This window comes from Ruegeria sp. SCSIO 43209 (genome assembly GCF_019904295.1).
In the GTDB taxonomy this organism is placed as follows: domain Bacteria; phylum Pseudomonadota; class Alphaproteobacteria; order Rhodobacterales; family Rhodobacteraceae; genus Ruegeria.
On the sequence record NZ_CP065359.1, the window covers coordinates 2,595,743 to 2,616,589 of the forward strand.

General features: G+C 54.7%; 22 protein-coding genes. 11 read left to right on the forward strand and 11 right to left on the reverse strand.

Translation table 11 applies throughout. The features are described from left to right. Window positions 1-346: 346 nt before the first annotated feature. Window positions 347-1,993: a hypothetical protein gene (locus tag I5192_RS13030; protein WP_170625019.1), complete on the forward strand. Its 1,647-nt coding sequence runs from the start codon at window positions 347-349 to the stop codon at window positions 1,991-1,993. A gap of 165 nt (window positions 1,994-2,158) precedes the next feature. Continuing rightward, the gene (locus tag I5192_RS13035) at window positions 2,159-3,112 is read left to right on the forward strand and encodes a prephenate dehydrogenase/arogenate dehydrogenase family protein (protein WP_255611850.1); all 954 of its coding nucleotides are present in this window, start codon (window positions 2,159-2,161) and stop codon (window positions 3,110-3,112) included. A gap of 834 nt (window positions 3,113-3,946) precedes the next feature. On the opposite strand, the gene urtE is transcribed toward I5192_RS13035, so the two are convergent. The 5 genes from urtE to urtA all read right to left on the reverse strand — a co-directional run bounded on the left by urtE (window position 3,947) and on the right by urtA (window position 9,912). Next, a complete protein-coding gene (urtE, locus tag I5192_RS13040; protein WP_223117014.1) occupies window positions 3,947-4,642 on the reverse strand; it encodes an urea ABC transporter ATP-binding subunit UrtE in 696 nt (231 codons plus the stop codon). A gap of 3 nt (window positions 4,643-4,645) precedes the next feature. After that, a complete protein-coding gene (gene urtD / locus I5192_RS13045) occupies window positions 4,646-5,386 on the reverse strand; it encodes an urea ABC transporter ATP-binding protein UrtD (protein WP_170392779.1) in 741 nt (246 codons plus the stop codon). After that, window positions 5,383-6,612: an urea ABC transporter permease subunit UrtC gene (gene urtC, locus I5192_RS13050; RefSeq protein WP_170424908.1), complete on the reverse strand. Its 1,230-nt coding sequence runs from the start codon at window positions 6,610-6,612 to the stop codon at window positions 5,383-5,385. Before urtC ends, urtD begins: the two co-directional genes overlap by 4 nt. Before the next feature lie 3 nt (window positions 6,613-6,615). Next, entirely contained in the window at window positions 6,616-8,568 is a 1,953-nt protein-coding gene (urtB, locus tag I5192_RS13055) for an urea ABC transporter permease subunit UrtB (RefSeq protein ID WP_223117015.1), read from the reverse strand. Between the two features lie 63 nt (window positions 8,569-8,631). Beyond that, window positions 8,632-9,912 (reverse strand): urea ABC transporter substrate-binding protein, encoded by a 1,281-nt coding sequence (urtA, locus tag I5192_RS13060; RefSeq protein ID WP_170392782.1) that lies wholly within the window; start codon window positions 9,910-9,912, stop codon window positions 8,632-8,634. 443 nt (window positions 9,913-10,355) lie between these two features. On the opposite strand from urtA, the gene I5192_RS13065 reads away from it, so the two are divergent. The 9 genes from I5192_RS13065 to ureG all read left to right on the forward strand — a co-directional run bounded on the left by I5192_RS13065 (window position 10,356) and on the right by ureG (window position 15,703). Further along, window positions 10,356-11,123 carry an urease accessory protein UreD gene (locus tag I5192_RS13065; RefSeq protein ID WP_255611853.1) on the forward strand — a complete coding sequence of 256 codons (768 nt, stop codon included), beginning with the start codon at window positions 10,356-10,358 and terminating at the stop codon, window positions 11,121-11,123. A 1-nt stretch (window position 11,124) separates the two neighbouring features. Further along, window positions 11,125-11,427, forward strand: coding sequence for an urease subunit gamma (locus I5192_RS13070; RefSeq protein WP_223117016.1), 303 nt, complete (start codon window positions 11,125-11,127; stop codon window positions 11,425-11,427). Window positions 11,428-11,440: 13 nt separating this feature from the next. Beyond that, window positions 11,441-11,602, forward strand: coding sequence for a peptidase M23 (locus I5192_RS13075; protein WP_170392785.1), 162 nt, complete (start codon window positions 11,441-11,443; stop codon window positions 11,600-11,602). Beyond that, window positions 11,599-11,904, forward strand: a complete 306-nt coding sequence (locus I5192_RS13080) for an urease subunit beta (RefSeq protein WP_223117017.1) — start codon at window positions 11,599-11,601, stop codon at window positions 11,902-11,904. The genes I5192_RS13075 and I5192_RS13080 overlap by 4 nt, the downstream gene beginning before the upstream one ends. Beyond that, window positions 11,904-13,613 (forward strand): urease subunit alpha, encoded by a 1,710-nt coding sequence (gene ureC / locus I5192_RS13085; RefSeq protein ID WP_170663016.1) that lies wholly within the window; start codon window positions 11,904-11,906, stop codon window positions 13,611-13,613. The genes I5192_RS13080 and ureC overlap by 1 nt, the downstream gene beginning before the upstream one ends. A gap of 121 nt (window positions 13,614-13,734) precedes the next feature. Further along, window positions 13,735-13,959 (forward strand): DUF1127 domain-containing protein, encoded by a 225-nt coding sequence (locus tag I5192_RS13090; protein WP_170392788.1) that lies wholly within the window; start codon window positions 13,735-13,737, stop codon window positions 13,957-13,959. A 28-nt stretch (window positions 13,960-13,987) separates the two neighbouring features. Beyond that, complete coding sequence (gene ureE, locus I5192_RS13095) at window positions 13,988-14,440, forward strand: urease accessory protein UreE (protein WP_170402584.1); 453 nt, start codon at window positions 13,988-13,990, stop codon at window positions 14,438-14,440. After that, on the forward strand, window positions 14,424-15,077 hold the full coding sequence (locus I5192_RS13100; protein WP_170663018.1) for an urease accessory protein UreF: 654 nt from the start codon (window positions 14,424-14,426) through the stop codon (window positions 15,075-15,077). Before ureE ends, I5192_RS13100 begins: the two co-directional genes overlap by 17 nt. Continuing rightward, entirely contained in the window at window positions 15,074-15,703 is a 630-nt protein-coding gene (gene ureG, locus I5192_RS13105) for an urease accessory protein UreG (protein WP_170663020.1), read from the forward strand. Before I5192_RS13100 ends, ureG begins: the two co-directional genes overlap by 4 nt. A gap of 70 nt (window positions 15,704-15,773) precedes the next feature. Here ureG and I5192_RS13110 read toward each other — a convergent pair whose 3' ends face one another. The 6 genes from I5192_RS13110 to I5192_RS13135 form a co-directional block, all read right to left on the reverse strand. After that, window positions 15,774-16,898 carry a cytochrome-c peroxidase gene (locus I5192_RS13110; RefSeq protein ID WP_223117018.1) on the reverse strand — a complete coding sequence of 375 codons (1,125 nt, stop codon included), beginning with the start codon at window positions 16,896-16,898 and terminating at the stop codon, window positions 15,774-15,776. After that, window positions 16,895-17,200, reverse strand: coding sequence for a hypothetical protein (locus I5192_RS13115; protein WP_170392793.1), 306 nt, complete (start codon window positions 17,198-17,200; stop codon window positions 16,895-16,897). Before I5192_RS13115 ends, I5192_RS13110 begins: the two co-directional genes overlap by 4 nt. A gap of 68 nt (window positions 17,201-17,268) precedes the next feature. Beyond that, window positions 17,269-18,075: an amidohydrolase family protein gene (locus I5192_RS13120; RefSeq protein WP_170513215.1), complete on the reverse strand. Its 807-nt coding sequence runs from the start codon at window positions 18,073-18,075 to the stop codon at window positions 17,269-17,271. Between the two features lie 21 nt (window positions 18,076-18,096). Beyond that, complete coding sequence (locus tag I5192_RS13125) at window positions 18,097-18,963, reverse strand: dioxygenase (protein WP_170597623.1); 867 nt, start codon at window positions 18,961-18,963, stop codon at window positions 18,097-18,099. Window positions 18,964-18,973: 10 nt separating this feature from the next. Next, on the reverse strand, window positions 18,974-20,278 hold the full coding sequence (locus I5192_RS13130) for a TRAP transporter large permease (RefSeq protein WP_170403583.1): 1,305 nt from the start codon (window positions 20,276-20,278) through the stop codon (window positions 18,974-18,976). Beyond that, window positions 20,275-20,826 carry a TRAP transporter small permease subunit gene (locus tag I5192_RS13135; RefSeq protein WP_170392797.1) on the reverse strand — a complete coding sequence of 184 codons (552 nt, stop codon included), beginning with the start codon at window positions 20,824-20,826 and terminating at the stop codon, window positions 20,275-20,277. Before I5192_RS13135 ends, I5192_RS13130 begins: the two co-directional genes overlap by 4 nt. Window positions 20,827-20,847 lie beyond the last annotated feature (21 nt).

Genomic DNA, 20,847 nt, shown 5'->3' on the forward strand with positions numbered 1-20,847 from the left:
AAGGTCTCTAAAAGTCGGAAAATCGGAGATACAGTCACGTAAAGTGCCTGCAGATACGTCTTTTTGCGAAAGGCCGTTTTGTCCGAGTCTCTGTCCTTGCCTCGATCTTGATGAGCTTACGCAGACGGAAGAACCGGACCTGAAAGACTGAAACCTCGAACCGGAGACAGCCAAGAACCGCATAGCGAAGACAGGCGTCATCAGACAGAAGCGCCCACATGACAACAGTGAGCGCAAATCAGCTAAAAGAATGAGCAGGTACTCCATTTCTCGCCAAATTGCGGCGTCGCTATCGACTCAAGGCGTTCCATGATAAACTTAGCGAATTTAGTGGGGGAAAATCCCGATGGAGTACTACGACCTCGGCGACTACACTCGTAAGATTTCAACGTCGTCAGATAACGCTCAGAGATGGTTTGATCGGGGCTTGGCGTGGACATATGCCTATAATCACGAAGAGGCGATAGTTTGCTTTCAAAAGGCTCTTGCCGCCGACCCCGATTGTGCGATGGCGCATTGGGGCATCGCGTATTGCATCGGACCTAACTACAACAAGCCTTGGGAAACTTTTGAGGACGACGAGAAGCCCGACTGCATCGCATTGGCAAGTGCATCAATCGAAGCCGCTACCGCGCTTTTAGATCGATTGACACCAATTGAACGTGCCTTGATCGAGGCGATCCCATCCCGCTATCCGAGTTCGCCAGACGTAGAGGATTTCAGACCCTGGAATGATGCCTTTGCTACCGCAATGCGCAAAGTCCATGCCGAATTCAGCAATGATCTGGACGTGTGCGCCGTCCTTGCCGAGGCTATCATGAACCGGACGCCTTGGCAGCTTTGGGATTTACGGACCGGGAAGCCAGCCGAAGGCGCAGACACGCTTGAGGCAATTGGCGTGCTCGACACAGCGTTCTCCTCTCTTCCTGGCGCATGGGAACATGCTGGGCTTCTACACATGTATATCCATCTGATGGAAATGTCCCCACACCCCGAAAGGGCGCTGCGCCATGGCGATGCGCTCAGCACACTGATTCCGGACGCCGGGCACCTACTGCATATGCCTACTCATGTCGACGTTTTGTGCGGTGACTACATGAACGTGGTGCTTCGCAATCAAGCGGCCATCGTTGCCGACAGGAAGTTTCTGAAGCACGAAGGCCCCGACAACTTCTACTCCGTTTATCGCTGCCACAATTACCACTTCAAGATCTACGGGGCGATGTTCCTCGGACAACCGAGTGCAGCGATAGAAGCGGCGGAAGAATTGATTGCGACATTACCTGCGGAGACCCTTCGCCCCATGGCCGACTGGTTCGAAGGTTTCATCCCTATGAAGCAACATGTTCTGATCCGGTTCGGACGCTGGCAAGAGATACTCGATCAGGACCTGCCAGTGGATGAAGAGCTTTTCTGCGTCACTACCGCCATGATGCGGTACGCGCGAACCGTTGCCTTGGCGAACCAGCACAAGATCACTGAAGCCGATGGTGAAAAGGTAAAGTATTATGAAGCTTTGGATCAGGTGCCTGAAACCAGAATGCTGTTCAACAACACGTGCCTCGACATCTTGAAGGTTGCTGAGCAAATGATGCTAGGTGAGCTAGCCTATCACAAGGGAGAGCACGAGAGCGCTTTCGAGCATCTGCGCAGATCGGTCGAGATTGATGATGCGCTGCCCTATGACGAACCCTGGGGTTGGATGCAGCCCACTCGGCATGCGCTCGGCGCTTTATTATTGGAGCAAGGCCATATGGTGGAAGCGGAAAGCGTCTATCGCGCCGACCTTGGTCTGGATGCAACGCTTAGCCGGGCCTGCCAGCACCCAGGCAATGTCTGGAGCTTGCACGGCTTGTACGAATGCCTAACTCGGCGCGGTGAAACGGTTGAAGCGCCCCAAATAAAACTACAACTGGACAAGGCCGCTGCCCGCGCCGAAGTGCCAATCAAAGCATCATGTTATTGCCGGCACAAGGCTTTGGCAGCCGAGTAATCGGCTGCCAGAAGGACAGTCTGAGTCAAAAGCAACATCTACTTTACCCGCAATGCGGGCTTCAAATCGAGTTGGTCGAACGGCCGCATAGAATCCAAAACTCTAAAACGCAGCGCCCTAGCCGATTGCCGCTATGCAGCAATATCGTTGACTCTGCTCTCTCGGGTGTCTTATCGCTGTTGTCATGATGAAATCGTTCTTTGCACTCCAGGACTATTATCCTCAGCTTCGATAGCTGCGGGTGCTTCATCATTAGTTTCCGCTGCCCCTGACAGCGGTCAACAAACAATCGACCTTGTGCCGGGCGGCAAATTTAAAGGTCGAAAAATGAACAACAACAGAAGAAATCAAAACACTTCACTAGGTATCGTGGGGTTTGGTGCGTTCGGACAGCTTGCAGCCCTTCATCTTAGCCAGCACTTCGAAATATCTGCTTACGATCCGTCCCCAGACGTTGCCAAGGCCGCAAAGCAACTCGGAGTACGTCCGTCATCATTATACTCAGTATCGCAGGCTGACGTGGTCCTCATTGCTGCACCAGTGTCCTCATTTGAGCAAGTTGTCAGCGAGATCGCGGCTGCTTGTAAGCCCAGCGCGCTGATTGTTGATGTAGGCTCAGTAAAGGTAGTTCCCTCGGAAATCATGCGGCGGCGGCTACCGAACGATGTAGACATAATCGCGACCCACCCCTTGTTTGGTCCTCAGAGTGCTGCGACAGGTATTAAGGGTTTGAAAATTGCCGTCTGCCCCATTCAGGGAAGGCAACATGCCAGACTTGCTGCGTTTTTGCGCAAGACACTGGGTCTGACTGTCATCATGACAACACCAGAAGATCACGACCAAGAAGCGGCAGTAGTTCAAGGGCTCACGCACCTCATCGCCAAAGTGCTTCTGCGAATGGGACCGCTGCCAACGCGCATGACCACGAAGAGTTTTGACTTGCTGTCTGAGGCGATTTCCATGGTTCAGCACGATGCGCCAGAAGTATTCGAAGCGATTGAGAAGGCCAATCCCTACGCCGAGACCGTGCGACGACGGTTTTTTGATATGGCCGCAAGTCTGAGTGTAGAGCTGGAGGCAGCATTTGATTACACCGCCAACAACAAAAACGGACATTGAATACTTATCGGATCTCGAACAACGCATAGTGAAAGCGTCGGGCGAACAGGCCTTTTTCATTAAGGCCTTTCCAAAAACATCCCGAAGGGTGACGGGTCCGCAATACAAACCGGTTTTTTCCACCACGTCTCTCGCGAAACCGAAAAAGGCTGATGCGTCGAGGCGGTCCTCTTTGGATGTTTCGCGCAGAACAAGGGTTAGATCGATGTAACGCGATGCGGCTTCTTACAGTTCATCAAGATGCACTGCTTTGCTCCTGCCTCGGACGGAGTAGATTCGCGTAACCGGGCCGCCCTCCGGCTGCAGCGCCCCCGTTATTGCGGAAAGCTTAGGACGCAAAGGTCAAATTCAACTGATGCCCAACGTTGGCAGCGCCTTCCGATGTCGAAAGTACCCTGCTTTTCTGGTCTGACTATGACGGTTGGATCAGGTTTGTGTGACATTCAACAGGAAAGTTGTGCGATACATAGTTTTACCCTCCAATGACACTTAAGTCATTGACTATTAGTCAATCGGTAATTCTTCGGCGTACAGGTTTTGCCGTTTGCTGCTCAAAAGCCTTCCACAACAAAGGTGCGTCTAGAAAGCCGTCACTACGTTAATTGCGGTGCAAGTTCGAGGAGCGTCCACGTCGAGCCATAGGACGAAATGAAGCCCGTCATCTGATCAAAAAATATTTGCTCTTCAAGCCGGAAGACATCGCACGATCGGGTTTCAGAAGAAAATACAGTTTCAATTGAACCTGTTCAGATGATCAAACCATGTCCCGAGCTTAGATTGTGCCAAATTTTGGATTTCATCCTTCAATTCCGAAACCAATTTCAAGTATCAGCACTAGACTGCTACAGCCTGCAGCAACTCATCGCGTGTCACGTCTTCCCTGGTGCCGTTGATTATGACTTCTCCTCGTCGCAACGCGATAAATCTGTCGGCAAGTTCATAGGCAAAGTCAAAGTATTGCTCCACTAGAATGATTGCCATTCCGCTCGTGGTTCTGAGGTGTCGGATGACTTCGCCTATCTGTTGGATGATGTTGGGCTGAATACCTTCGGTCGGCTCGTCCAACAGAAGCAGGCGTGGTCGTGTTATCAATGCCCGTGCAATCGCCAGCTGTTGCTGCTGACCGCCAGAAAGGTCACCTCCGCGACGGTTTTGCATCTGTTTGAGGACCGGGAACATATCAAATATATCACCTGGAATGAAATGTTCGCTGGCAGGCAGACAGGCATACCCCGTTTCAAGATTTTCGCGAACTGTGAGCAAAGGAAATATCTCACGACCTTGTGGGACATAGGCCACACCTTTCCACGCCATTTGATGAGCGGGCAGGACGCCCAGAATTTCCCCGTCCAGTTCCAGACTGCCGCCCGATCGCGGATGCGTACCTGATATTGCTTTCATCAGGCTGGTTTTCCCGACACCATTGGTCCCCATCACGCAAGTCACTTCACCTTGTCTGGCTTCCATGGAAATCCCGTTGAGGATTTGCGAATGCCCATAATGCAAAGTCAGATCTGTTAGCTTCAGCATTGTTTAGCGCCCTAGATATACGTCGATGACGTCCTGGTTAGATGTCACGTGATCAAGACTGCCTTCAGCCAAGGCGGACCCTTCGTGTAGAACCGTGACTTTGCAATTCAGGCGTCGGACAAATTCCATATCGTGTTCCACCACAACAACGGCACGGGTTCTGGCGGCTTGTACTAGCAAGTCGGTGGTGTGTTCGCGCTCCTGCGGTGTCATGCCAGCGGCAGGCTCGTCCACCAGCAAAAGTCGCGGCTCCTGAGCCAGCAGCATGCCAATTTCCAGCCACTGCTTTTGACCGTGGCTCAGTTCACCAGCTTTGCGGCTTAGATTCTGATACAGGCCGATTTCGACAGCCAGATCTTCAACTTTCTGCAAATCGTCAGTGGAGGTTCGATAGAAAAGCACGTGAAGCCAGCCACGTTTGTTCTGAAGCGCCATCAGCAAGTTTTCCTGCACGGTCTGGTCTTCGAAAACCGTGGGTTTCTGAAACTTCCTTCCGATCCCAGCCTGAGCGATCTTTGCCTCGGACAGCCCCAACAAAGATACCGATTTCTCCCCCCAGATGACACGTCCTTCATCGGGCCGGGTTTTACCTGTAATGATGTCCATGAACGTGGTCTTGCCTGCCCCGTTTGGGCCGATCACGGCGCGAAGCTCGGCCTCGCCGATCTGAAACGACAAGTTGTTGATAGCACGGAAACCATCGAAAGTGACCGAAACGCCGCTAACCTCAAGCAAAGTGCTCATTCGATGGCCTCCTTCTCGCGCAGAGCGCCGTCATCCGGTCCCAGATTTGCCCCATGCCTGTCCGGGTGGCGGCTGTCGGTCCACAAGTCGAACAATCCTCCGATACCCTGCGGGGCGAACAGCGTAACCAACACAAAAGTTATGCCCAATAGCACCTGCCACCAGTCGACCCATTTGATCGTGTAAAATCCAAGCGGAATATCCGGGGCCTGTCCGCCCGTGAACCACGTGCTCAGAAGACTGACAAAAGCTGCACCAATTACCGCGCCATACAATCGGCCTCGTCCACCGATGGCGACCCAGACGGCCAAATAGATCGAGGCGATAGGGGCCATTTCCTCGGGATTGATGATGCCTGCTTGCGGGTAATAAAGCGCGCCGGCAATGGCTGCGATACAAGCAGTCAGGGTGAAGACGGCCAGCTTGAATACCTCGACTGAATAGCCAAGGAAGCGCACCCGTGCCTCGTTATCGCGAATGCCGCGGATGACCGAGCCGAACTTGCCTGACACGATCCAGGCTGCCAGCATATAGCCCAGACCCAAGGCCAGCGCCGAGGCCCAGAGGAACCAGATCGACACCACGTCCTGCGAAGCGGTGACACCTGGCAGGTTCTGCAGGCCGGACAAGCCGTTGTTCCCACGCAACCCGCTGTCGTTCTGAAACAGATACAGGGCCAGTGCCAACGTCATCGCCTGTGTCAGGATCGATAGGTATACACCGGTGACACGGCTCCGGAAAGCCAACCATCCGAAGACCAGCGCCAACAGACCCGGGACCAGCACAACCAGGATCAGTTGCAGGGTCAGGCTGTGGGAGAACGCCCAGATCAACGGAAACTCCGACGATCCGACAACGCCAAAGACTTGTGTTCCAATCGCGTCCACCACTTCGGACGACGTCGGTGGAATTTCGGCCTGTGCCAGCGAGTCGACCACGATCAGGCGGGTGCGTTCGTACATCAGCCACATGCCGATCATGTAGCCCCCCAGCCCGAAGAAGGCGAAGTGACCCAGTGACAGGATGCCGGTGAAGCCCCAGACCAGATCCATCGCCACTGCGATCAGGCAAAGGCACAGGGTTTTGCCCAGCGTTTTGACGAAACTGGTCGAGATTACACCGATCCCGAAACCCTCGGACAGGATGGTTACGCTCAGGGTGAACAGGGACAGGATGGCAAGAAAGACCAGCACGGATGGGTTCTTGGCGATAAAGCTGCGTTCCATGGCTCAATCCCCCGCCGCGCGACCCTTGAGGGCGATAATGCCCCGCGGCCGAAACTGGATGAAAATGATGATGAAGATGATCATGTAGGTTTGGGCCGCGAGGGTGTTCGACGGGTTCATCCACTCGATCCCCTTCTGCAGGAAGCCGATCATACCCGCACCTGCAAGCGCCCCCCAGATGTTACCAACCCCGCCCACAACCACTGTCATGAAACTTTGCACGATATAGTCGCTGCCCAGATCGGACGTGACCTTGGCGAATAGGCCAATCGCGACCCCGGCGATGCCGGCAATGCCGGAGCCAAGCCCAAAGGTCAGCATATTCACTCGCCCGGGATTAATCCCCATTGACGCCGCCATGCGCGAGTTCTGCGTTACTGCACGCATCTCAAGCCCTAGCCTCGTCCGTTTGATGATGTAGAGGAAAAGTCCCAGAAAAATAAGCGCCAGAACGAAGATCGCAATGCGGATGTAGCTGATTGAAACCACGTCATTCAGCATCCACGAACCATCCAACCAATCGGGAGCAGTCAGCGGGCGCGCCTGCGTGCCAAAGATATTCTTGGCCAGCTGCTGTAGGGCAATTGAGATGCCGAACGTTGCCAGCAACGTCTCCAATGGGCGAGCGTAAAGCCAGCGGATCACCAACCGCTCCATAGCGACGCCCATCGCGAAGGTGACAGCAAAAGCAATTGGAATAGCAACCATGATCGAAAGCGTATGATCAGGGATAATCTGCTGCACCACGTAGCCGGTATAAGCACCCATCATGATGAACTCGCCATGGGCCATGTTGATCACGCCCATCACGCCGAAGGTGATGGCCAGACCGATGGCGGCGAGGAAATAGATCGACGCCAGTGAGATCGCGTCCAGCGTCAGGTCGAGTGTTTGGCTCAGGCCGACCTTCAGTTCGATCTGTTGCAGGGCTTTCTCTGCTGCTTCAGTGACCTCGGCAGATGGCTCACTGTAGGTTTCGAAGAATACATGCGTGTTAACTGCGGCGTTGACATCCGCCTTCGTGACCAAGGCTGGCACAGTCCCCGCCTCTGCCAGAGAGTTATACGCACGCGCGCGCATTGCATCTGAATTCAGCTGTGCGACGGGAGTACCACCTACACGACCACCTTCTATATTGGCCGCCAGTGCCGATCTGATATCTTCCGCCGAAACACGCGGTGCGGCCAGGTTTCCTGCAACGAGCAAGTCATATGCTTCGTCAGACGTTAAGGCGTCTGAGCCCGCTTCAAGAATAACGGCGACGTTAAGGTCCTGGGGCAATTCGGTAGCGGCTTGGCGGGCAGTGACGAGCAACGGGTTCAGAGCCGCACGAACGTCTACGCCCAGATCGCCGGACATTTCTTTGATCGCCGCCACGCGGGCTGCGGTATCTTCGTCAAAACCAATCGTCAGCAACCGTTCCAGCCGCTGCTTTTGCGCCTTCAACTCTGCTTCGGGTTCATCCCCTATCGAAGCGCGAAGTGGCTCCAAGAGTGCACTTTCGGGATCACGTTGGATGGATTGCAATGCGGCCAGACGTTTTGCGCGATCCGGATCGGTCAATTGAAACTGGACCAGAGCGGTCCCGATCATCGCGCGGATACCGCTGTTGGGCTTCAGCTGCCTAAGCTCGGATTTCTCAAATGTACCGACGACTTCTCCGGTATCGAAGTCGGTCAATTCATACGACCGCCCCTCTCCTTTCTGGCCAGAAAAGAACAGACCGTCCGACTTGCGCATCCACATGTTCTTGGCTGCCCATGTCTCAAGCATCACTTGCGCCTGAGGCAAGCCGCTTGATGCAATCGCATCAATCGCCGGTTTGATCGTCTTGCGCGAGCTTTTGGCGATGATCTCCTGATGCTCTTGCAGGATCGGTTGTAGACCGACCTCTTGAGCGTTGGCAGTCAGGCAGGCGCACAGGATTGCGAGGCCCGCAAGGAAAAGTCGTACCATGTGGTGAAACCCGAATGTCTTTATTTTAGCAAGGCGGGCAAACAAACCCGCCTTGCGTGTCGGTTAGTAGTTCGACAGGGTCTGAACGCAGGTCTTGGTCTCGGTGTTGTACATACCGCAACCCAGCTCTTTCCAATCGGAGACGAGCACAGCCGACTCCGGCAGGAAGTCGGTCCAGGCGTCACCCGGCACGACGTCGGTTTCGCTGATGATATCGAACTGACCGTCTTCCTGAATTTCACCGATCAGAACCGGTTTCGCGAGGTGATGGTTCGGCAGCATCACAGCGGTGCCTCCGGTCAGGTTCGGGAATTCCTGCCCATACATCGCGGCGCGTACAGCATCGACTTCGGTCGAACCGGCCTCGGTCGCGGCGTTTACCCACATGTTGAAGCCGATGTAATGCGCCTCCATCGGGTCATTGGTCACACGTTCATCACCCATGGTGGCTTTCCAGGTGTCCACAAATTCCGCGTTGGCCTCAGTATCCGCCGACTGGAAGTAGTTCCAAGCGGCGAGGTGACCGACGAGGTTGGTGGTGTCCAAACCAGACAGTTCTTCCTCACCGACCGAGAAGGCCACGACCGGAATGTCATCTGCCGAAACACCAGCCGCTGCCAATTCCTTGTAAAAACCAATATTGGCGTCACCATTGATGGTCGAGATCACACCGACTTTTTTACCATCCGCGCCCAGCGCGACCACGTCCGCCACGATCTTGGACCAGTCGGAATGGCCGAAAGGCGTGTAATTGACGAAGATATCTGCTTCCGCGATACCTTTTTGCTTCAGATAGCTTTCCAAGATATTGTTGGTGGTCCTGGGGTAGACATAGTCTGTGCCGAGCAGAGCGAATTTCTCGACCCCCAGTTCCTCCAGGAAATAGTCCGTGGCGGGGATGGCCTGTTGGTTCGGAGCGGCACCGGTATAGAAGACGTTTTTAGAGCTTTCTTCGCCCTCATACTGGACCGGATAGAACAGAAGACCGTTTAGTTCCTCGATCACTGGCAGAACCGACTTGCGGCTCACCGAAGTCCAATTGCCAAAGATTACATCCACCTCGTGGACGGTTAGCAGCTCACGCGCTTTTTCGGCAAACAGAGGCCAGTCAGAGGCCGGGTCGACCACGACAGCTTCAAGCTGTTTACCCAGCAGACCGCCCTTGGCGTTTTGCTGGTCAATCAGCATCAGCATGGTGTCTTTCAACGTCGTTTCCGAGATCGCCATCGTACCGGAAAGCGAATGCAGCACTCCAACCTTGATCGTGTCTTCGGTCGACAAGGCGGCGGTGGCCATGACAGCAAATACTGCCGATCCGGCGAGTGTGGATTTGAGCGATTTCATGTGATCCTCCTGACGGGGCCGGGAGAGAGGGCTTGCACAAAGGCACACTCTTCTTCTACCTGATCCCCGCAACTGTTGTTGCGTTCCGTGTGGCGGTTGTGTTCGAGGTCCAATTCGCGCAGCCGTCACACACCCCCGGGTCATCTCCGCGGTGGCACCCATACGGTTTCTGCATCGCAGCAAGCTTGGCAACTTACCTTTAACCCAATTCGGAAAATCGGCGCGATGCGCCTATTTTTTCATCCAAGACCGAGGTCGCTGTCTAAAATTTAGCCGCGCGATGTCGAATTAAGCAGATTTCGACTCTGTAGATTAGTGTTCCGCCCCCTCAACAGAGAAACAAGTGGCACCAATCAAAGCTCCAAAGGTGCCCTATTACCCACGTTGCAGCCATATTGCCCACGCACAGTGCTATTCCACCGCGCGCTGCAGGCGCCGTCAGTTTGAGTACCAAGCAATTGGGTGACAGGACGGTGCTGAACAAGTTTCGCCAGTCCGGGTCTTATAAATGCCTGTTCCCCAGAACCAACACACCTGATCTTGACGCGGTTCTTCTTAACACGGCAGGCGGCGTAACCGGAGGCGACTCATTTCGACTTTCCGGTAAGGCAGCAAAAGGAACGGCGCTGACTTTGACAACACAAGCCTGCGAGCGCGCCTACAAGGCCAAGCCGCAAGAATGTGGCCAGATTACCAATCATCTGACTGTTGAGACTGAAGCCCGGCTGAACTGGTTGCCGCAAGAGACTATTCTGTTCAATGGCAGCGCTCTGGAGCGACGCCTGAAAATCGAGATGGCGCCAGATGCCGAGATGCTGATGGTAGAGCCGCTGGTCTTCGGCCGCATTGCGATGGGCGAGACGCTGACCGATATCCGTCTAAACGATCGGATCGAGATACGGTACCAAGGAAAAAAGGTGTTCCTTGACGCGATCCAGTACTCGGGTGATTGGCACAAACATCTGTCCAAACCGCATATTGCAAACGGCGCGGGTGCGATGGCGTTGATCGTCTTCGTATCGGAGTCAGCCGAAGGTCATCTGAATGCCATTCGTCAGATGCTGCCCAATACCGCAGGTGCAACTATGATCCGCAATGACCTGTTGGTTGCTCGTGTTCTTGCCGAAAACAGCTTTGCCCTCCGTCGCACATTGATGCCTATCTTGCGACGGTTGAACAAAGACGCGCTACCTCGATGCTGGATACTTTGACATGAACCTGACCCCTCGCGAAAAAGACAAACTGTTGGTCGCCATGGCCGCCGAAGTCGCCCGCAAACGGCTGGACCGCGGCGTCAAACTGAACCACCCCGAGGCGATCGCCCTGATCACCGATGCCGTGGTCGAAGGTGCACGCGATGGGCGTTCAGTTGCTGACATGATGCAAGTCGGGGCCGAGGTGATCACCCGAGAGCAATGCATGGAAGGTGTGCCCGAAATGATCCACGAAGTTCAGGTCGAAGCCACCTTTCCAGATGGCACCAAGCTGGTGACCGTCCACAACCCCATTCGCTGAAAAGGAAACCAATATGACACGCATGCTTTTCCCCGCCCTGATCTTCGCTGGCCCGGCAGCCGCCCATAACGGAACGCATATCCACGCCCACGGCACCGATTATGCGGCGATGGGCGTTGGGCTGGCGGTTGTTGCGCTGGCTGCTGTCGCGCTGATCACAAAGCTGAACAAATGATCCCCGGGGAGCTGTTCCCGGCTGATGGTGAAATTACCCTGAACCCCGACACTGATGCGATCACTTTGATGGTCGCCAATACCGGCGACCGCCCGGTTCAGGTCGGCTCACACTACCATTTCGCCGAAACCAACCCGGCGCTCGACTTTGACCGAACTGCCGCGCGTGGCCTGCGCCTGGACATTGCGCCAGGCACCGCTGTGCGGTTCGAACCGGGGCAGGCCCGCGAAGTTTTGCTAATCCCGATCAGTGGTGCGCGCAGGGTCTACGGCTTCAATCAAAAGGTCATGGGGGCACTCTGATGCCAGCAAAAATCAAGCGCTCAGACTACGCCGCGATGTTCGGCCCGACCGCAGGGGACAAGCTGCGGCTGGCCGACACCGATCTTGTGATCGAGGTCGAACATGATCTGACCAGCTATGGCGAAGAGGTCAAGTTTGGTGGCGGAAAGGTAATCCGCGACGGGATGGGGCAATCTCAGACCACGCGCGCCGAAGGCGCCGTGGATACGGTCATCACTAATGCTCTGATCGTTGATCACTCGGGCATCTACAAGGCCGACGTTGGCCTGAAAGACGGGCGGATCGCCAAGATCGGCAAGGCGGGAAACCCCGATACACAACCCGGTGTCGACATCATCATAGGACCCGGAACCGAGGCCATTGCTGGCGAGGGTCGTATCCTGACGGCAGGTGGGTTCGACAGTCATATCCACTTCATCTGCCCGCAACAGATCGAAGACGCGCTGCATTCCGGCCTGACAACCATGCTGGGCGGGGGCACAGGTCCTGCGCATGGGACATTGGCCACCACTTGCACCCCCGGTCCATGGCATATCGGGCGGATGTTGCAGGCGGCGGATGCTTTCTCGATGAATCTAGCCTTTGCGGGTAAGGGCAACGCTTCGCTGCCTGCCGCGCTCGAAGAACAGGTCAAAGCCGGAGCCTGTGCCCTGAAACTGCACGAGGACTGGGGAACCACCCCGGCCGCCATTGATTGCTGCCTGTCGGTGGCCGACGCGATGGACGTGCAGGTGATGATTCACACCGACACGCTCAATGAATCAGGCTTTGTCGAAAACACCGTGGCGGCCATGAAGGGTCGCACTATCCACGCCTTCCACACCGAAGGCGCAGGCGGAGGCCATGCCCCGGATATCATCAAGATCTGCGGCGAGAACCACGTTCTGCCGTCCTCCACCAATCCCACGCGGCCCTTCACCGTGAACACGGTTGAGGAACATTTGGATATGCTGATGGTCTGTCACCACCTCGACAAATCCATCCCCGAGGACGTGGCCTTTGCCGAAAGCCGCATCCGGCGTGAGACGATCGCAGCCGAAGATATACTGCACGACATGGGCGCATTCAGCATCATCGCGTCTGACAGTCAGGCCATGGGTCGGGTCGGAGAGGTTTTGATCCGCACGTGGCAAACCGCTGACAAGATGAAGAAACAGCGCGGGCGCCTGGCCGAAGAAACCGGTGAGAACGACAACTTTCGCGTCCGTCGCTATATCGCCAAATATACGATCAACCCTGCTATTGCCCATGGGCTCAGCCACGAGATCGGGAGCATCGAGGAAGGCAAACGCGCTGACCTCGTCCTTTGGAACCCGGCCTTTTTCGGCGTGAAGCCCGAGATGGTTCTGCTGGGCGGCACCATAGCCTGCGCGCAAATGGGCGATCCCAACGCGTCGATCCCTACACCGCAGCCGGTTTATAGTCGGCCGATGTTTGGCGCTTACGGACGGTCGGTGGAAAACTCGGCGATCACATTTGTCTCGCAGGCGGCCCATGCGGATGGGATCGGTGATACACTGGGATTGGCAAAGCAAACCGTCGCCGTCCAAAACACACGAGAAATTGGCAAGCAGGATCTTCTGCTGAACAACGCGACACCGCATGTCGAGGTCGACCCGGAAACCTACGAGGTGCGTGCGGATGGCGAATTGCTGACTTGCCAACCCGCCGAAACGCTGCCGATGGCGCAACGATATTTTTTATTCTGATCAAAAAATGTGCTGCGTTGCGGCGCGTGCAAGGCAGCAATGACCAAATACGCACTTCTAAGTGAGGCCAATATGACAGATATAAAAACCCATGGGAGGACCAACGTTTACGAGGGTCCAAATGGCACACTCAGCAACACATACAAACACGCGCTTTTCGCTGGCCGGTTTAATCGTATCCATCGGGTCGTCAATTTACTCGGCCCTGATCAGCGTAGCCGAAGCTCAATCTCGCGTCCGGCAAGTCGAATTCCTGCAATCGCTCAGCGACGAAGAGTTGAAAAACCGCGGTCTGACGCGCGAACGGATCGTGCACCGAGTGTTCTCGGACTCAATCTGGCTCTGAATATTCCCGCTGCAGAGGAGGTGATGGTATGACCGCCCTGCTCTGCACTGCGCGCCAGTATTCGGATCACACGCATGGCGATCCGGCAGACTGTCTCTCGTTGACCTACGACAACCGTTTTTTGCGGCGTAAGGTTCTTACCTGCGAAAGCGGCGAACAGATTCTCATCGATCTCGCGCAAACGACCTCACTGAACCACGGTGGCGCGTTGGTTTTGGACGACGGTCGCGAAGTGGAAATACAGGCAGCACCGGAAGTGTTGCTGGAGGTAAAAGCACCGGACCTGACACGTATCGCCTGGCATATCGGCAATCGGCACACGCCTTGTCAGATTGAAAAGACTCGCCTGTTGATCCAAGTCGATCACGTCATCCGTGATATGCTTCTTAAAATCGGAGCAAAAGTGCGAGAGGTGAATGAACCATTCACCCCCGAAGGCGGGGCCTATGGCCACGGCAGGACCCATGGCCACACCCACTGACGCCAATATCCTGACGCTGACACAATGGTTGTCCCCTGCCTATCCTGTTGGGGGGTTTGCCTACTCTCACGGGCTTGAAGCTGCGATTGACCAGGGAACTGTCGCGAATTCTCGGGATACTGAAGCCTGGATTTCAGATGTGCTTGAACATGGCTCTGGGTGGAATGATGCTGTGTTCGTTGTGGCGGCCTTCAACGCGCATGACAAAGAAGAACTGATCGACGTCGATATCGCGGCGCGCGCCTTTTGTGCGACATCCGAAAGGCTCATGGAAACCGAGTTGCTGGGACAGGCCTTCGGAAACGTCACTAAAGGTGTCTGGGAATTGGACCTTGGGCAATTCACCTACCCCGTCTCGATTGGACGGGCTGCAAGACTAGAAAACCTTCCTTTGCTGCTGACGACCAAGATGTTTCTGCAAGCATTCGCAAGCAACCTTGTCGCCTGTGCGACGCGCCTTGTACCACTGGGACAGACCGATGCGCAGCGGTTGATCCGCCAGCTGACACCGTTGTGCGCCCAGATTGCTGAAAGGGCAAAAAAGGCGAGCCTGGATGAGTTAAGCTCTACCGCGTTCTTGGGGGACATTGCGGCCATGAAGCACGAAACACAATATTCGAGGATTTTCCGCACATGACCAGTATGAACGGCCCGCTTCGCGTAGGTATTGGAGGCCCAGTAGGAGCCGGAAAAACCACTTTGACCGCCGCCTTGTCTGAAGCGCTGCGCGATGTCTGTTCGGTGGGAGTTATTACTAACGACATATATACGCAGGAAGATGCCGAAGCGCTGATGCGCATGCAGGTCCTGCCGCGGGACAGGATCATCGGCGTCGAAACTGGCGGTTGCCCGCATACAGCAATTCGCGAAGACGCCTCGATCAATTTGGCCGCCGTCGCCGAGATGCAGACACGTCATCCGGACCTCGATATTGTTTTGATTGAAAGCGGAGGCGACAATCTATCAGCCACATTCAGCCCGGAACTGGCGGATCTGACCATCTACGTGATCGATGTCGCTGCAGGCGAAGAAATACCCAGGAAAGGCGGGCCGGCGATTACGAAATCAGACATCCTCGTAATCAACAAGACCGACCTTGCACCGCATGTTGGCGCTTCGCTGCAGGTTATGGAACGTGATGCGAAAATTATGCGTAAAGGAAGGCCATTCTTGTTTTCGTCACTTCGTCACAGAAGCGGGGTCGACGCAATTGTGGATCTGCTTGTGAAAGGCGGAGGTTTAAGAATTTCGGAAGCGAATTAGTCCCAGAGACGAAGAGGCTAAGATAGCTCGCCAATTAGCCCATTCCCAAGCCCTTTACACCAGTGCTTTATTAAGAATCCTTGGAGAGCGTGACCAAAAACGCAACTAAGTCTGCAATCTCCTGCTCAGATAAATTCAATTCCGAAAGAATGGCTTCACCGTCGGCGTGCAGCCTTTCAGTATCAATTTTGCTGTAATGCCGTATCACAGACTTCAGATCATCTAAGCTGCCGTTATGCATGTAAGGAGCAGTTTCAGCCACTCCCCGCAGGCTGGGCGTCCGAAAGGTTCCAAAATCAGAATGGCTCCTGCGTACATTTCGCACGGCCCAGGCACCTTTCTTTTCCGGATCGTCGTTCCAATTGCCGTCCAGTGTGTAGGGGCTTGAGAGTAAAATGTTCAATCCTCCGAACCGACCTTGGTCAACCTCGGTTTCATTCAGAAAATATGGCACACCAGCGTCATGGAACTCGTTGTTGGAAAACCTCGGACCGTTGTGGCAAAATACGCATTTCCCGCGCCCTAAAAAGAGCTGAAGACCTCGCTGAGCTGCTTCGGGGTATTCCTTAGCCGCTGCAATATCTCGGCGCTCCAAAGCATCGCGAAAATCGTCAAATATCGTCCGGTCGGTGGCTAAGGTCTCCAAGTAAGAAGAAAGAGCTTTTGCAGTATTCACCAGAAAAAGTTCAGGGCTTTGATCCTGGAGGTGACCAAATATGGCTTCAAAATCATCAATGTAGGTACTTTCAGAGATAGCTATCTTTAGGCTTTCGGCACTATGCGCCATCTCTTGTTCTTCGATGATCGGATGCAGGCTGGCTGCCCAAAGATTATCGCTTTTGCCGCCCCAACCATACCAGCGCAGCCCGGCAAGGTTTCGCAGTGATGGTGTGTTTCGATTTAACAAATCACGACCGAGTGCCCGCGCCTCCGGCGTCGTAAATGCCTGATCAGGATCATGACAACTTGCACAAGAAAATGCACCATCGACTGACAACACCGGATCGTTGAATAAAGCCTGTCCGAGCTTGATTGCCGTGGCGTCTTTGGAAAATCTATTGCTTGGATCCGACTGGAAGGATGGTGGCCACGGCCCAAAGGACAACGTTTGTTCAATTTCGTCTTCGGTCAACAAGACATCTGCACGTACTGCCCCGGTCAGAAAAATTAGCGCAGCTGTCATCCACAGCTTCATTTCAGCGCAATTTCTGACGTGTAGAACACCGATTGGCCACTGACGTCGACATCGATTTGCAGCTCCCACAAACCCGGCATGTGAAACAACATATCATCAATTCGGAACACTCCGCCGTCCAATGCGGTAACCTTGGGAGTATAGTTCATACCATGTTGATGAGCGGGCATGATTGCATCCACACGCATTTGGCCCACAGCAGTTTCACTACAAACTGAAACCAACACCGAAAACGGTTGGGCCAACGGAATTTCGTCAACCGTCAGATAAACCTTGGGTGCGTTTTGTACTTCCGAATTCATGCGTTGCCCCGTCGCTTCACAAGCAACCGCCGCGCTGGACCATATAAGAAACCAAGCAGCGCAGTGGGTCATTCTGATGCCAGCAAACGTTCTGCGTTAGCATAGGCAATGTTGTCTGCGATCTGGTCCGGCAGCAAATCCAACCATTCACGCGAAAAATCGGCATGAGGGCCTACGTAGTACCAACGTTCAGGTGCGAACGTATCCGTACCGACCATGAACCTATCGGGATGGGCTTGGAACGCAGCCCTCCAATCCGGGTCGACACGGCCTCGCGAAACCATGTCCGAACGAAATGCCAGATCGGCCCATAGCCCGGGATAGATGTCTAGCGCATCGACCACACTGGCTGGATCGTCAAACCCAGAATGGGCCCACAATACCCGAGCTTCCGGCCATGTTTCGAAGATCAAGTCAACGGCCTCGCGATCACCATGGTGGTGCAGGATTAGGTTCCGCTCTTTCGCCAGTGCAATCATACGCTGGATGACCGGCGTCTTGATGTCATCTCCGTAAGCGTGAAACTCGCCGATGGCCTCGTAGTTGTTTTTTGCCAGGTTTGTTTCCAGATACTCGATTACAGTTTCATCGTGCATCCAGGTGTTGATCTCACCGCGACGACGATAAGGGCGAAGCGCCGGAACAACGATGTCCGGTGCCACGGCCAACAATAGCTGAGTGCCATTGTCATCCGAGCTGGAAATCAGCGCTTTACGCACGCCTGCATCTCGAAGGATTTCGGCCACCTGTTCAGGCGGAACCAGTTTGACTGCATCGTGGCTGTAGTGAATATGTGCGTCAAAGATCGGTCGCTGTTCTGCGACGGCGGTACTGCAAAATAACGCTGCACTTAAAATGGAGATATGTTTCAGCACCGCAAGCCTCCTCAATATCATTCAGACCCTGGCAAGCGTCACGTCGAAATTCACGTGCAAGAAAGGTTCGGCAATCTTACCAGAAAGCTCCATGCCATCGGGAAATTCTGATGCAGGTCGTTCAACATATGTCATTACCAGATCGTCCCGAACGCCAAAGACAGTATCCTGATCTAAATAGGGATCATTGTCCGGAAAAATCTCCGTCACGAGTGAGCGATACCCGGGGGCTTTGACGATAAAGTGCAAGTGTGAGGGCCTCCATGGATGGCGACCACAAGCGCGCAGAATATCACCGACTGGCCCGTCAGACGGCACGGTGTATTCAACTGGCTTAACTGTGGTGAACGCATATCTGCCATCATCGCCAACTGACATCAGCCCGTGGAAAGAATAGGTGTCCTGTTCTTCATCCTGACTGGCGTAGAGGCCGTTGGGTGCCGTTTGCCAGATATCCAGTTCTGCCCCGGCAATCGGATGACCTTCGGTATCGCGGATCACGCCCTCTGCAAGTAGAACCGGCCCGCCGTAGTGACGCTTCATATCGCCACCGATTGGCAGCGGGGGGGCGCCCGAGACGTGAAATGGACCTAAAACGGACGAACTGGTCGCATCGGCACTGGAATGCAGCATATCAACCAATGACGACAGGCCCAACACGTCCGAGGCTAGCACGAATTCATGCCTATCCTCGGTTTCCACCGCAGCGCAGCCTTCCAGAAACGCAATCCCGGCCCGCCACTCGTCATGCGTCAGGTTGGTTTCCCGCGCAAAGTCGTGGAGGTGTTTGACTAGGGAGCCCATGATTTCACGCATCCGTGGATCAGTATCTTTTGACAGGTACCCCATGAAGACGTCGGTGATATTGTCTTTGGTGACAGAGCGCATCTTGTCCTCCTTAAATCAGGGCAAGGCTGAGGATCGGGAACTCGATCAGAATGAACAGAACGATCAGCATCACGAACGCAAAGGGAAGTGCGCCCATGAACACGTCCTTAAGTGATATGCGGTCATCGTTAATCGTGGATTTGATAACGAAGCAGGATATACCCAAAGGTGGTGTCAAAAGACCGATCTCAGCCCCGACCACGGTGATAATGCCAAACCAGATCAGCGACATATCAAGCGCTTCGGCCATGGGCAGGAACAGCGGTACCACAATCAGAATGATCGACGCGGTGTCGAGCAATGTTCCCAGAAATAGCATCAACAGAACATAGAGCAGCATGATCGACCAGAAAGATGCGGAATTCCCCGCAAGCAGATCCTGTAGTTGATTGGGCAGCCCGGCCAGCCCCAGCATGCGGCTGTAGATTGAAGCGGCCGTGATCAGGAACAGGATCGCGGCTGTGATGTGACCGGTTTCCAGCAACGCGTCCCAGAATGCGCGTGGAGACATCGACTTACGGGCAACCGCGATGATTAGCGCAACGAGAGCTCCGGCGGCCCCTGCTTCTACGGCAGTCAACCAACCTGTGTAGATACCACCAAGGACGATGGTAATGATGAACAGTGTCGGCAGTGTTTTGGAGGCTATCTCGCGCCCTGACATCCACTCGGTGTCTTCGACAACGCGGCCACCGACGAATGCTGGGGTGAAACGACCCATAACCCAAATCGCGCCTACATAAGCGATCGCCAGCATGATCCCCGGAATAACCCCCGCAAGGAACATGTCCCCTACAGATTGCTCGGCGACAAAGGAATAGATGATCAGCATCGCCGAGGGCGGGATGATCATCCCCAAAACCGAAGACCCGGCGACCACGCCAACAGCAAACCGTGGGTTATAAGCCTGCGCCATCATCTGCGGGACCGAGACCTTGGTGAACACGGATGCGGAGGCTATTGACGACCCAGTCACTGCGGCAAAGACGGCGTTGGCTCCAACGGTTGCCATACCGATACCGCCTTTGACCTTGCGAAATCGCATGGTCATGACTTCGTAGATGTCCCTGCCCAACCCGGCTTTTGAGACAATGAGCCCCATGAAAGTAAACAATGGGATGGTTGCAAAGCTGTATTCCATCGCGCTGTCGCCGACTGCCACTTTCAGCAGGTTGAGCGCCAGCGTGAAATTGTCCCGCATCAGCCAGATCGACACGAACGAGACAACGCCCAATGCGATCGGAATGTAAACGCCTGCGTAAATCAGAAAGACGATGGCAACGACCGAGATCAGGCCAATCTCAATCGGCGTCATTCTGCGGCCTCGTCATGTTCAGGTGCACGAATTAGATGCGGGCGGTCCTGCGCCGTGACAACCTTGAGCAGGAAGATCACGCAGGCAAGCGCAGTACCGCACGCGATGACCAGTTTGACCGGCCACCATGGCAGAGTGAAAAGACCCGGAACTCCGAAGTAGTCCTGTGTCTCCCACATATGCAGGAACTCGGGAAAGGTTACATAAGCAATCAGACCCATGAAGATTGCGGAGATGGCATTGATAATGCGCCTCAGGTTGGCCGTTAGCCCAGGACGGCGGTGGTGTAGCAGGTTCAGAAACCCGTCCGAGCGCGTCAGCCGATCCACTCTGACTACGTCGGCCAGCTGCAAAAAAACGATCATCACGACCGAAAATTGCACCATTTCATAGGTGCCACGCAGAGGTGCCGAAAACAGACCGCGCGCAATGACGTCGACATTCAGAATGACCACCAACGCAAGGACGACAAGCGTACCCAATGCGTTGGCGGCGATAGCAAGCGAATTGGCGACCCGCGACAAGCCAGCAACTGCGGTCTTCAGCATGAAAGGCCCCTTTCGTGGATC